The 13,448-nt window shown below is 41.8% G+C and carries 11 protein-coding genes; 7 read left to right on the top strand and 4 right to left on the bottom strand.

The window, feature by feature from the left end:
- Nucleotides 1-51: 51 nt before the first annotated feature.
- Nucleotides 52-921, bottom strand: a complete 870-nt coding sequence (locus AYR53_RS04610; RefSeq protein WP_068278941.1) for an N-acetylneuraminate lyase — start codon at nucleotides 919-921, stop codon at nucleotides 52-54.
- Nucleotides 922-1,179: 258 nt separating this feature from the next.
- Here AYR53_RS04610 and AYR53_RS04605 point away from each other — a divergent pair, with 258 nt between their 5' ends.
- The 4 genes from AYR53_RS04605 (at nucleotide 1,180) to AYR53_RS04590 (ending at nucleotide 5,743) form a co-directional block, all read left to right on the top strand.
- The gene (locus tag AYR53_RS04605) at nucleotides 1,180-2,040 is read left to right on the top strand and encodes an ROK family protein (protein ID WP_068278943.1); all 861 of its coding nucleotides are present in this window, start codon (nucleotides 1,180-1,182) and stop codon (nucleotides 2,038-2,040) included.
- Nucleotides 2,041-2,292: 252 nt separating this feature from the next.
- Nucleotides 2,293-3,048, top strand: coding sequence for a hypothetical protein (locus AYR53_RS04600; RefSeq protein WP_068278949.1), 756 nt, complete (start codon nucleotides 2,293-2,295; stop codon nucleotides 3,046-3,048).
- Nucleotides 3,045-4,238: a cation:proton antiporter gene (locus AYR53_RS04595; protein ID WP_068278953.1), complete on the top strand. Its 1,194-nt coding sequence runs from the start codon at nucleotides 3,045-3,047 to the stop codon at nucleotides 4,236-4,238. The genes AYR53_RS04600 and AYR53_RS04595 overlap by 4 nt, the downstream gene beginning before the upstream one ends.
- A complete protein-coding gene (locus tag AYR53_RS04590) occupies nucleotides 4,235-5,743 on the top strand; it encodes a sodium:solute symporter family protein (protein WP_068278956.1) in 1,509 nt (502 codons plus the stop codon). Before AYR53_RS04595 ends, AYR53_RS04590 begins: the two co-directional genes overlap by 4 nt.
- 451 nt (nucleotides 5,744-6,194) lie before the next feature.
- On the opposite strand, the gene AYR53_RS13780 is transcribed toward AYR53_RS04590, so the two are convergent.
- Nucleotides 6,195-6,368 (bottom strand): DUF6290 family protein, encoded by a 174-nt coding sequence (locus AYR53_RS13780; RefSeq protein WP_271289937.1) that lies wholly within the window; start codon nucleotides 6,366-6,368, stop codon nucleotides 6,195-6,197.
- A gap of 459 nt (nucleotides 6,369-6,827) precedes the next feature.
- Nucleotides 6,828-9,215, bottom strand: a complete 2,388-nt coding sequence (locus AYR53_RS04580; protein WP_068278959.1) for a phosphoketolase family protein — start codon at nucleotides 9,213-9,215, stop codon at nucleotides 6,828-6,830.
- A gap of 805 nt (nucleotides 9,216-10,020) precedes the next feature.
- Here AYR53_RS04580 and AYR53_RS04575 point away from each other — a divergent pair.
- From AYR53_RS04575 to mazE, 3 genes are all read left to right on the top strand, one after another.
- The gene (locus tag AYR53_RS04575; protein WP_068278963.1) at nucleotides 10,021-11,013 is read left to right on the top strand and encodes a hypothetical protein; all 993 of its coding nucleotides are present in this window, start codon (nucleotides 10,021-10,023) and stop codon (nucleotides 11,011-11,013) included.
- Nucleotides 11,014-11,028: 15 nt separating this feature from the next.
- Nucleotides 11,029-11,427, top strand: coding sequence for a hypothetical protein (locus tag AYR53_RS04570; protein ID WP_068278966.1), 399 nt, complete (start codon nucleotides 11,029-11,031; stop codon nucleotides 11,425-11,427).
- Nucleotides 11,428-11,612: 185 nt separating this feature from the next.
- A complete protein-coding gene (mazE, locus tag AYR53_RS04565) occupies nucleotides 11,613-11,777 on the top strand; it encodes a type II toxin-antitoxin system PemI/MazE family antitoxin (protein WP_068278973.1) in 165 nt (54 codons plus the stop codon).
- 543 nt (nucleotides 11,778-12,320) lie between these two features.
- Here the strand turns inward: mazE and menC are convergent.
- A complete protein-coding gene (menC, locus tag AYR53_RS04560) occupies nucleotides 12,321-13,448 on the bottom strand; it encodes an o-succinylbenzoate synthase (protein ID WP_068278975.1) in 1,128 nt (375 codons plus the stop codon).

Here is a 13,448-nt window from a genome sequence, read left to right as displayed (position 1 = left end):
GTTTAGCCACACTGGTTGAACACCATAATCACAACGTTTTTTCACTAGCCTTTATTTGAAATATGTTTCGTAAATCTTTTTCGCGCCGGCCTTCATTTCTGCTGATGGTTTGCTCATTGGTGCTTTGCTGTAACCTGCGTGAACACCCATTTCTTCAAAGACTAACTTAAGACTTGGATAAATATCGTTATCAATCAAGGCTAGGATTAATTTGTTACTGACATCTTGTAATTCGAAGACTTTCTTCATGTCGCCGGCTTCATAAGCAGCAATTTCAGCTTTAGCGCGTTTAGCATTTAAGTTGAAGGTTGAGCCGATTGCACCGTCAATACCAAGTGGTAATGCGGAGATTAACATTTCATCAGTACCAAAGTAAATTTTCTTATCCGGGAAGGCTGAACGGAGACGTTGTAATAGTAGGAAGTCGTTATTAGTATATTTAACCCCAATGATCTTAGGATTTTCGAATAATTTACCAAATTCATCCAATGAAAGTGAAACACCAGATAGGGCTGGAATTGAGTAGATAATCAATTGTACGTCCACGCCAGCAAGAATTTGATCGTAATAGTCTTTAATCTGCTCAAATGTGAAGTGATAGTAGAATGGCGGTACTGCTGAAATTGTCTTGTAGCCAAGATCAGCGGCATATTTAGCTAATTCCTTTGCTTCGGTTAAATTAACGGAGCCAACTTGCGCGATTAAATCGACTTTACCAGCAGTTTCTTCATAAGCAATCTTATAAACTAATTTACGTTCTTCAGTACTTAACATGAAACTTTCACCAGTGCTGCCACCGACGTACAAACCGTCGATTTTGTTTACATCAATGTTGTAACGAACCATTTCACGGATACCTTGTTCGTTAATTGTGTCGTCTCCGTTAAACGCTGTCATTAGTGCAGAATATAATTTTTTCATAGTGGATAGCCTCATTCTTCTTAAATTTTGTAATGAACATCTCAAATCATCCAACCGCTCACCAAGAACAATACCGCAGGATAAAAATTATTTCAATAGTGCATTACGATAATTATTACCATAACGCTTCACTAGCATTGTCATACCTGGTAAAATACAAATTATTATTTTTTTAGTTTGAGAAAATAATTATTACATGCTACTATGAAAGCGATTCATCCAAGCAAAACCGCATCTAAAAGAAAATGAGATGATCTAATGAATAAACTATATTTAGCTTTTGATATTGGTGGTACGACGATCAAGTACAGCTTAGTTGACGCGGAACTTCACTTCAGTGCGGGCGATCGTTGTTCAACCGAGCATAATCGCGATGGCCATATTCTCAAGCAACTACAGTCAATTACCGCCGACTACCAGAAAAAATATACCTTAAATGGGATTGGAATCAGTACGGCCGGTATTGTCGGTGACGAAGGCCAGATTCAGTATGCTGGTCCCACGATTCCAGGTTACCAAGGAACTGAACTAAAAAAAGTATTAGTCCAGCAAAGTGGGCTACCGGTAATAGTTGTGAACGATGTTGATGCCGCCTTATTAGGTGAACAATTAGCCGGTGCAGCTCAAGGAAAAAGCGCCGTTTACTGTGTCGCTTTAGGCACAGACATCGGTGGTGCTTATTTGGATCACGGGCAATTACTCAATGGCGCCCACGCCACGGCTAACTCCCTTGGCTATACACTTTATGATCAACAATCAAAAACAAATTACGAACAACGCGCTTCAACCTTAACCCTGGAACACCAATTAGTTGATCTGAAAACAAGTGTCCCCGTTGCTTTCGATAAAGCACGCCAGCAAGAGGCACCATTTACGACGATAATTAATAACTGGGCGGCCGAAGTTGCAACTGGCCTAGCAAATATTATCTTATTATTTGATCCCGAAATTCTCCTCATTGGCGGCGCTGTTTCGCAGCAAGGTGACTTTCTTTTAGCCTTGTTAAATCGGGCATTAAAGCCCCTATTGCCACCAGATTTATGTCAAACTGAATTGCGCGTCACACAGCTAGCTGATCGTGCTCAATTGTTCGGAGCAGTAGCAGATTTTTATAATTAAGCGTTTACAAAATAAATTTAATATGCTAAGGTACTGGTTGTAATGATCAGCTCAAAAATTCAACCGCTAGTAATAACCTCGTATTTTTACGTGGGTTATTGCTAGCGGCTTTTTGTTTTCTGAAGAGTGCTTGGAAAAGTGTTCCGATCCCGAGCATTAACCTAGGGAGTGTTTGGAAAAGATTGGTCAGGAAAATACTAATAAAAGTATTTTCCAAACACGCTCTAGTTGTAGTAGAAAGGTGGCACAACCATGAAAGTTTCAATCAATACAGCAGTATTTTTAGATGATCTACAAGCAGAGGTTTCCCAGTTAACCTGTTTACAACGATTACAACGATTGACTGCTTCGGCAATTGACGCTATTGAGGTCCGTGGTGAATTTTTTAAGTCAGAGACTAAAACGACAGAGTTACATAAAATTGATCAATTATGCCAACAACAAAATTGGCAGTTCTACTATTCAGTTCCAGAAGAACTTTTTCAAGGTTCAACGATTAATGCACAGCTCGCCACCTATTTAAAGATGGCCCAAGTGAACCACATTAAGTCTCTGAAGTTTAGTCTTGGCGATTGCGAAAATATTTCAACAGAAACCTTAGCTGAGTTGCAGCAGCAATTAAGCGCAACCTCAGTCCAAGTAACCATTGAAAACCAACCAAATGAAAACGGTACCCTAATCAACATGGAACAACGCTTAGCTTGGCTTAAGGCTGCTCAATCAGATCTTGGCTATACGTTTGATGCTGGTAATTGGTGCTGGGTTGACACCGAACCACTGACAGCATTTACCAAAGTGCAATCAGCAATCACTGTATTCCATCTTAAAGCAATTCAAAATAAAGATACTGTTGTGTTGACTGCAAACCCAGCAAACTGGCAGAAGATGCTGGCGCAATTACAGTCGACTATCCCCGTCTTTTTGGAATACGCCATCCCTACTGATCAACTAACCGAGCAAATCGACTTAGTTAATCAGCAATTACAACAACGCCAGGCTGCACTATGACTTACCTGGTGCAGTTAGTCATTATCTTACTGCTAACGAAATTAGGTGCGCACGTCTCCAATCTACTGAAATTTCCCAGTGTAATTGGTGAACTACTAGTTGGCGTTTTGGCCGGTCCGGCAGTTTTGCATTTATTGGCACCCACCACCTTTATTCAGTATTTTTCCGAATTTGGCGTGATCATCTTGATGTTCATCGCCGGCTTGGAAGGTGATCTCGGGCTATTGATGCGTTACTGGCGCCCAGCACTCACCGTTGCAACCTTGGGGGTTATCTTCCCCACTGCTAGTGCCGCCGCCTTATGTATCTTTGTCTTCAACTTTCAGTGGACTACCGCAATTTTTATCGGCTTAGTCCTTAGTGCAACTTCCGTTAGCATCTCCGTCCAAGTTCTAAAAGAGATGCATCGTTTAAACAGTCGTGAAGGTGCAATTATACTAGGTGCCGCCGTAGCCGATGACATTATGTGTGTGATTTTGTTAGGCGTCTGTGTTGGCCTCTTTGGTAGTGGCGCCTCCGCCAGCAATCAATCATTGCCCTTAATGTTATTCACTAAACTATTGTTCTTCGCAGCAATGTTTGTTTTAGGCAAATGGTTTGTACCTCGATTCCTGCAATTTTTCAGTAAGCTAACCGCTAGTGAGAACGAAACAACCGCCGCTCTGATTTTATGTTTTGGCTTTGCGGCCCTTGCCGTGGCCTTAGGCATGAGCGATGTGCTTGGTGCTTACTTTGCCGGTTTGGCAATTTCAGAAACTAAATTTAAAGATAAGCTAGCATTGAAAATTGAACCAATTGGTTATGCCGTTTTCATTCCGGTATTCTTTGTCAGTATCGGCCTAAATATTAGCTTTGCCGGCATGCAAGGTGACTTGGCTTTCATTATCGCCTTGATCGTCATCGCCGTGCTTGGCAAACAAATCGGTGGCGCGCTGGGTGCACGCTTGTTCCACTTAGATTGGCCCGCTGCCAACATTGTCGGCGCCGGCATGATCTCCCGTGGTGAAATGGCCTTAGTTGTCGCTAACGTGGCCTTAAGCAGCCATTTAATTGATCAAAATCACTATACGGCAATGATAATTGTAACCGTTGTCACAACGATTATTGCCCCATTTGTACTAAAAATATTTATTCAGCAGTCAGATAAACAAAAAGCTAATTCTATGAAACTTAATGAGGTGAAACAATGAGTAAAACTGGATTTGGTACTCTTAATTGGATCGTTTTAATCGTTTATTTACTTGCAATGCTTGGCGTTGGTGCATATTTTACAAGGAAGGCCAGTAAAAATACCGACTCATTCTTTAAAGCAGAAGGTAGTGTTCCTGCTTGGGCGGCTGGTTTTAGTATTTATGCCACAACTTTAAGTGCAATTACGTTTATGTCAACGCCTGAGCAAGCCTTTTTGCAAGATTGGTCGTATGCATTTGGTAATCTCAGCATTGTCTTAATGGTGCCGTTCCTGATCAAGTTCTACGTGCCCTTCTTTAGAAAGTTAAAAGTAACCAGTGCGTACGAATATCTTGAAGAACGTTTCCACCCCGTAATGCGGATTTTAGGTAGTCTCCTATTCATGCTTTACCATCTTGGCCGAATCGCCATCGTCATTTACCTACCAATCATCGCCATTACGTCAGTTTCCAATATTAATCCAATCCTCATCGCTGTGATGGTTGGTGGTCTATGTATCGTTTATACCTTCTTAGGTGGTATCGAAGGAGTTATCTGGAGTGACGTTATCCAAGGTATCTTACTTTTAAGCGGTGCCGTTCTGGTTTGTATCTTAGGTGCTCACTACATTTCAGGTGGTTGGGGAACTGTTGCCCATGATGCTATTACTAACCATAAATTAATTTCTGGCTACGATTTCCATTTCAGCAACCTTTCGCGCTTTGTACCTTTGATCTTCGCTGGCCAAATCTTTAATGGTTTATATCAATACACTGGTAGCCAAGATGTTGTCCAACGTTATCAATCAACAAGTTCTCTTAAAGAAGCTGCTAAGTCGTTATGGACAAATGGTTTCTTAGCGTTTATCACAATTCCAATTTTCTACGGCATGGGTACTGTTTTATTCAGTTATTACAAGCACACGGTTGCCTTACCAAAGAACTTCAATACCTCAGCAATTGTTCCTTACTTTATCATTAATGTATTGCCTTCTGGTATTGCCGGATTAGTTATTGCGGCAATCTTCGCAGCAGCTCAATCGACAGTTGCTTCTAGTTTAAACGCCATTTCATCTTGTGCCGTAACTGATTTTAAACAACGTTTCTTCAACGACAAATTTAAAAAGATTAGTGACGTTACGTTAGCACGAATCATCATTATCCTCGCTGGCTTACTCAGCTTGGGATTAGCAATTTACTTAATGTTAGGTAATACTTCACATACTTGGAATTTATTCTTATCAATCACCGGGATCTTCGGTGTTCCAATTGCCGGGATCTTCGCCGTTGGTATCTTTACTGAAAAAGCAAACACACCTGGCGTCTTAACTGGTTTAATTTCAAGTGCAATCATTACCTACTTTGTCCAAACTACTGCTTCATCACCATTTATCGTTAGCTGTGTTTCCTTTATCTCATCTTTCGTTATTAGTTATGTGGTCAGCTTATGCACACCTAAATCACACAAAAATATTGTTGGTTTAACTGTTTCAACGAAAAACGAAGAATATACTGGTGAAAAATAAGCCTTCCATGTTAGAATCTATTCAGACACACTCGAATAAGTTAAATTTAAAAAATGCCTTATGAAGTCACTTTCAAACATATAAAGGAGAATCCTTAAAATGCGCAGTTTTAGCTATGTCGGTCTCAAACATTACCTAACCGCTCTAGGCGAATTCACTGAGGTAACTATCCGAATATTTGAAAGCTCTAGCCGTTGCTACACAGTTTGCTTACATCGGTTAAGTGACCTCGATAATCTACCAACACACGCGATCTTCAACGTTGATTGTACGAAGACCAGCTAACTTAGTTTATTAAATGAAACAACCAGCTTACGGTTTACGCCGTTAGCTGGTTGTTTTTTAGTGGTCTATATATAATTCTATCTGAGGCCTAAAAGCGCACAACAGCTCTGCCTAATCACTGCAGGCTGCCAAGCTTAGATAGTGGTAAATTAGCCCTTTCAGTCGACTAAAGTCCAGCCAATTCAGCTAAGCTGTCTTTCATGGAAACAGTTCTCTTACCATCCATCCGCCAGTGTTTAAGCGCAATAGCAGCCGATTGTTCATCGTATTCATCTTCAAGCTGGTCAATTGAATAAGTTAATACCAAATTTGAAAGGCTAATATCGTAAAAAGTCGCCAGCTGTTGCAGTCATTGTCTTTTGGCGTTGCCGACCTGAAGCTTAATTACCACCATTGTGAACACCTCTTTGTCAGTGATTAGCTGTCGCCGATTGGTAAAAGTAAAGCAAAACGTTTTGCGGCCAGGTAGGGCCAATCCAGCGCTCATTCCTGCCGATTCGGTGGGTAGCTAATCATCCCAAACAACACAAAAATACCGCCAAAGCTGTTTCCAGTTTTGGCGGCATCTGTTCATTGTAGTTATGTTTAAAAAGGCAGATTCCTGCTCTTGCCATGTTTCAACTTGGCGAATTTCGCCGTAGTTGAATGGACAACGTACAAAGCATTAAGATTATTAGTGATTTTAGCTGCGATTCAGACTTTGGGTCATCCTAGTCCGATCGACATCGTCAGCGAAGCTAGTAATAACCCCCAATTGCGGAATAGAATCTAAACGCCTTTTTAAATCGTACTTCGTCTTTTATTTCAAAGGTTTCCATTCCCAATCGTCAACTTCTGGTAAATCAGTACCTTCTTCACGGATAAATACGTTGTGTTTCTGAATTTCGTCGTCCATTTCTTGAACAACTTCAGCACCTTTTTCAGTGAAGGCTGGTGCATCAAGAATAGCTTCTTTGGCAATGTCAAAACGATCAAGGCCATTACGAACACGCATGTCAAATGGCGTTGTGATGTCCCCTTCTTCACGGTAGCCATGCACATGAAGATTGTGGTTGTGGCGATCGAAGAAGATATCTTTGATTAAGTCATCGTAGCCATGATAAGCAAAGATAACTGGTTTGTCTTTGGTGAAGTACATATCGAATTCTTTATCGCTAAGGCCACGTGGATCGTCTTTCTTCAAACGTAAAAGATCAACAACGTTAACGAAGCGAACTTTAAGGTCTGGTAAACGATCATGGAGAATTGAAATTGCAGCTAAGCTTTCAAGGGTTGGTTCTGAGCCAGCAGCGGCGAAAACAACGTCTGGTTCAACGCCGTCATCAGTGCTTGCCCAGTCGATAATGCTCAAGCCGTTTTTAACCAATTGCTTAGCTTCAGCCATTGTAAACCATTGTGGCCGTGGGTGCTTGCTGGCAACGATCAAATTAATGACCTGACGGCTTTGCAAAACTTTGTCGAAAGTCGCAATTAAGGTATTAGCATCAGCTGGCAAATACTCACGGATGTACTTAGTCTTCTTTTCAGCCAAATGAGTAATGACACCAGGGTCCTGATGTGAATAACCATTGTGGTCTTGCTGGAAGGCAGTTGATGAAGCAATGATGTTCAATGAAGGAACATCACGACGCCATTCAGCTTCTTCGTGGGCATTACGCAACCATTTGAAGTGCTGCGTCAACATTGAATCGACAACTCGTAAGAAGGATTCGTAGCTGGCAAAGAAACCATGCCGACCAGTTAACGTATAAGCTTCTAACAAGCCTTCATCCATATGTTCAGAAAGCATTGAGTCGATGATTCGACCATTTGGTGCTAATAAAGCATCATTAGGTTCGTTGATTGGTTCTAACCATTGACGTTTAGTAGCTTCAAAGACTGAGTTCAAACGATTTGATAAGGTTTCATCTGGGCCAAAGCCACGGAAGTTCTTATTCTTATCGTTTAATTTGACAACGTCGCGGATATATTTGCCAAGTTCGGTCATATCTTGTGCCATTGCACCACCATGTTCAGTGTTATCTAACGCATAGTCTTGAATGTTTGGCAAAATAAGGTCTTTGGTTAAAGCACCACCGTTAGTTACGGGGTTCATCGCCATTCGGTGCTGGCCCTTAGGGATAATTTCTTTGATTTCTGGCTTTAAGTCGCCGTTTTCATCAAATAATTCATCAGGCTTGTATGATTTTAACCAAGCAACTAAATCGTCAGCGTGTTCCATGTGTAATTGGTCAACCGGAATCGGAATCTGATGGGCACGGAATGAGCCTTCAATTGGTTCGCCGTCCCATTCTTTAGGTCCGCCCCAGCCTTTTGGTGCACGGAAAACGATCATTGGCCAAGCTGGACGAGTTGTATCGTTGTTGTCTTTAGCGTTCTTGCGAATAGCTGCGATTTCTTCAACAACGGCGTCCAAAGTTTTAGCCATTAATGGGTGCATTTTGGCAGGATCGTCACCTTCAACAAAATGAGGATCCCAGCCTAAGCCCTTAAAGTAATCTTCTAATTCTTCGTGTGATTCACGTGAAAGAATGGTTGGGTTAGAAATCTTGAAACCATTTAAGTTCAAGATTGGTAAAACAGTTCCGTCAGTGATTGGGTTGATAAACTTATTAACTTGCCAAGAAGTTGCTAATGGGCCAGTTTCAGATTCACCATCACCAACAACAACGGCTGAAATCAAACCAGGGTTGTCGAGAATAGCACCGGCACCATGTAAGATTGAGTAGCCAAGTTCGCCACCTTCATGGATTGAGCCAGGTGTCTTAGGATCAGCGTGAGAAGCAACACCACCTGGGAATGAAAATTGTTTGAACAATTTTTGCATCCCAGATTCATCTTGCGTGATTTTTGGATAAGTTTCAGTATAGCTACCATCTAAGTAGGAATTAGAAACCATGACTTGGCCACCATGACCGGGGCCTTCAATGTAGAACATATTTAAGTTGTACTTATTAATGACCCGGTTTAAATGAGCATAAATAAAGTTCTGGCCAGCGATGGTGCCCCAATGGCCGATTGGATGAACTTTAACGTCTGATGCCTTCAACGTACGTTTTAATAACGGATTATCCTTTAAATATAACTGGCCAACTGATAAATAATCAGCGGCACGCCAGTAAGCGTCAACTTTTGCCAAATAGTCTTTAGATGAATAGTCTGTTGTCTTTTCTACTGTTTGATCCATAATTGGCATTCCCCTTTGCATTTATATGCTTATATCTTTTTTACACTCCCTATGATACCGTTTTCTATTGGCAAGTCAAGCGACTTTTTCGATTATTTAGGCCAGCATTTAGTGCCAACCGCCTTAGAACAGCTAAAAATCAAGTTTTGCACTAATTTATATTTGCAAATAAATGCAAAGAATTATGTTTATTTTAGTTGAGTTTTGCGGCTTTATTGGGTTGAGGTGCTTTGGATTGCTTTTTATGGATCGTTTTTTATCTGATTTGGTCAAAACGTGATTGAAAAGGCAGATTTCTGCGGTTAGCTACAGCAGTCACTTCGGCCGTTGCACGGATAATTCGTCTGTTTAGGCCGCGTTTGGAAAATGTCCTTACTTGTCTTTCCTTAACTAATTTGACGGAAACGTGTCTAAAAAAGCAGATTCCTGTGCTTAGCTACGCTCACCGAATCATCCGCTACGCGAATAATTCAGTGAGCTAGGCTAATGCTCGGAACCTGACCGCTTTTTGAGACACTCTAATTTGTGGAAACGTGATTGAAAAGGCAGATTCCTGCGGTTAGCTACAGCAGTCACTTCGGCCGTTACACGGCCAAAGCGCCTACTTAGGCTAATCCTCAGAATCTAACCGCCTTTTCAAGCACTCTTAATAATTAGGTCTTTCACCCATACTCTTCTGGCAATTAAACTTGTATATTATATGTAAGACTATTCGTAAATGGTTCAGAACTTTTATGCGTATTTCACATATAATTAGTTAGCCTGAACGCCTTTTTAGACACTCGATATTTTTAGGAGGTATACCATGGCACATTTTCACATTGATCATTCAGCGTTAGTGGGTGAATCACCTGATAAAACTAAAGCAGCAGAACAAACACCACCAAAAGCTGAATTTCAAAATGTCTTTGATTTCCCAGATTTTGTTGAAATGCGGCCCCAATTGCGCAGCGCCGTTCACACCGTTGCGGCGGAGTCCTTTGATCAACCAGTACTGCCCGTTAAAATTGAGCGAATGGCGGTCGCTTTAGAGGAACAAATGGAACGAGAAACGCGAAAATATGAACAACAAACGTTTGTTTACGCTAACCAAAAAACTGAGGTTAACGACTTAATTCGCCTTTACACGCACGTTTTGCAAGTAATCAGTCGGACGACGGCGATTGATACTGATATTGAAGATTTAATTTTCGCGGTTAATTCAACCCGCCGCGATCTGCAAAAGTTGCCAACACACACTGGTACTGGGCCGTTATATGATGCCGACAGTGCCCGGGAGATTATTCCGGACACATTCTACGACCTGGTTATTCGTCAATTGGCGCAACCCTACTTTTTGACGGCCGACCACGAAATGAAACGAAAAAACGTGACCAAAAAAGGCCAACACCTAGTGGCACGGATGACCGCCTACGCTTTTCGTGACTGGGACGCTTATCTAACTCACGAATACGACGCCCAGCACTTAGTTAAAAATGAGCGGAATCTCAGTGATTTTGATTATTATGAAAAATCTAAAAATGTGGAGCTAAAATACGCAGATAAGGCCTACGCACAAGTTTTCGCCGACACTTATCAGGATTTTCTCAATCTTTTAGTCCCCACTTACTTAGAGCGTTTTGAAATTCAGACAACCCCATTACCGGAAAAATTGCAGCAAAACGCCAAGCTGCGAATTCAGCTGCAGTCCGCAGTCCGGAAACATTTTTTAATTGATGCTGCCGGCTTTGAGCACGTCATGGAAGCACCCACCACCGAAATCAACAACAAATTTAAATTTTACGAAGAAAACTTTTAATGGAGGTCTTTACACATGGATTTACCTGCAGAACCTGGTAGTGATGAATTTGAAAACGTCATTTTTATTCTTGAAAATCCAGTCACTAAACATAATTTGGAGCAACTGGCTTTCCACGATGACGTTCTTCCGGAAGCAATGAACGAAGAAGCTTGGGCCATGCCGGCTTATCTCAGCGAGGGCTTCAACCTCTTCTTCATTTTTGCGCAAAACATGGGCAGTAATTGGACGGTCACTTTTGCCCAAGTCACCATCGAAAACGGCAATGAAATCACTAGCATGACCAACGTGGTTCCCACCGGCACAGGCTTCAACGCCGTGGCCCACGTGGATCGCCACGCTTCAATTGAATTACTGGCCTACTTTGAAACTCTGGCCGGTAACGGCGTGGGCCATTGGGAGATGGGCCATTAGAAAAGAGCGTTTAAAGGCGTTTAGATTCTACTCCGCAGCTAAAGATATTACCCTCCAAACATTGTCCATTCAACTGTGGCGAAAAGTGCCAAGTTGAAACATGACAATCGCAAGTGGGTGCTTTTTAAGCATATTTTAAGTATTACTCAATGACTACTATAAATACGCAGAAGGAACGAACTGCGATGACAATTAAAGCCAGAAAGGTTGGTAATTTAACTGTTTTAACAATTCCAAAAGAATTCAATGTTAAAAAAGGCACAGAATTTGAGGTTAAACAACGTAATGATGGATCAATCATATTTAAACCAAAACATCGTAATCCTTTTGTGGGCAATTGGTTTAATTAGGAACTCAAGCAAACCGATATTAGTAGCGCTATGGAAGAAACAGCTAATGAATGGTCATAGCAACGATTTTCTCCAAAGGACGATCTCGTTTTAATTAATTTTAATTCTAGTAAATATTTTGTCGAAAAGATCAATCAAGTCTTAGCAAAGACCCGCATGATTATTAACGATATTGTAAATGCAGACGACGTGAATTAATTGACTGCTACTTTAAAGACTAGTTTTAGGCTAGTCTTTTTACTTGCAGAAAATGTTTAAGTCAATAGTGTTTAACATTGGTTTAAGTAGCAAACGGACCAAACAGTGTGTTTAAAGTGGACTAGTAGCTACAGCAGTCACTTCGGCCGTTGCACGATAATTCGTCTGTTTAGGCCGCGTTTGGAAAGTGCCTTTACCTGTCTTTCCCTAACTAATTTGTGGAAACGTGTTTGAAAAAGCAGATTATTACGTATAGCTACGCCGGTCGAACGATCCGCTGCGCGTCTCTTTTCGCCCGCCTAGGCTATACTCCATAATCTAACCGCTTTTTCGAACACTCTTTTTCTAATTAACCCCAATCCAAGTCTGCTCCGCCATCTTCCCCAAATATTTCGCGGTCAAATTAACACCAAGTCCAGCCTGATCCGGCACGGTAAGTCGCCCGCCCTGCGCCAATTCAAATGGTTTCTGAATGACATCTTCGCTAAAATAACGATCACTAGCCGAAATATCCCCTGGAAAAGTGAACAAAGGCAAACTGTCCAGGGCCAAATTAGCGGCACGGCCGACCCCGGTCTCCAGCATCCCGCCGCACCAAACTTCTATCCGTTGTTTTTGGCAATACTGTACAATCGCCAAGGTGTTAGTTAAGCCACCGACCCGGGCCAATTTCAAATTAATCGCCCGGGCGCTTTTTAACGTAACTGCCGTCGCAACATCAGCTAAACCAAAAATATTTTCATCTAAACAGAGGCTGGTCGTTAACTGCTTTTGTAAATGGGCGTGCTGGACAAAGTCGTCGGTGGCCAGTGGTTGCTCAATCATAGCCAAATTCAATTTATCCAATCGTCTTAAGGCTGGTAATTCGGTCAAAGTAAACGCCGAGTTGGCATCCACCATTAAATTTAATTTCGGAAACTGTTGCCGAACGTGCTCAACCATGGCTATCTCGGCCACACCGGTAATTTTCAATTTAATTCGTTGGTAGCCTTGGTTTAAGTACAATTGGATTTTTTGCAGTAATTGGTCAACTGAAGGCTGCTGCCCAATACTGACGCCAACCGCAATTTGTCGCCGTGGCCTAACTTGCAAACGCTGGGCCAATACCGCAGCCAAAGATTTCTGCTGGCTTTGGGCGTAAAGGTCCCAAACGGCGGTTTCAACAGCCGCCTTGGCCATTTGGTTACCTTGAATGACTGCCAAATGTTGGCTCAATTCTTCTGGCAGCGCAAACTGGAAATCAGTCAGTAACGGTACAATTTCTTGTTGAATCATTTGCCGGGCAGTCGCTTGCGTTTCTGCCGTGTAAGTTGGGTGGGCGAAGGCTTCTAGTTCGCCAAGGCCGCTTAAGCCAGTGGTGGTACTGACTTGAACAAGCGTCACTTCCCGCGTATTCAAGTTGTCCTCACTGGTTTTAAACGAACTAATTAACGGTAACGTAACTGGTAACAAACGAATTTTTTTAATTTGCAA

It is taken from the genome of Loigolactobacillus backii (assembly GCF_001663675.1).
Taxonomy (GTDB): Bacteria; Bacillota; Bacilli; order Lactobacillales; family Lactobacillaceae; genus Loigolactobacillus; species Loigolactobacillus backii.
This window is presented reverse-complemented; position numbering and strand designations above follow the sequence as displayed.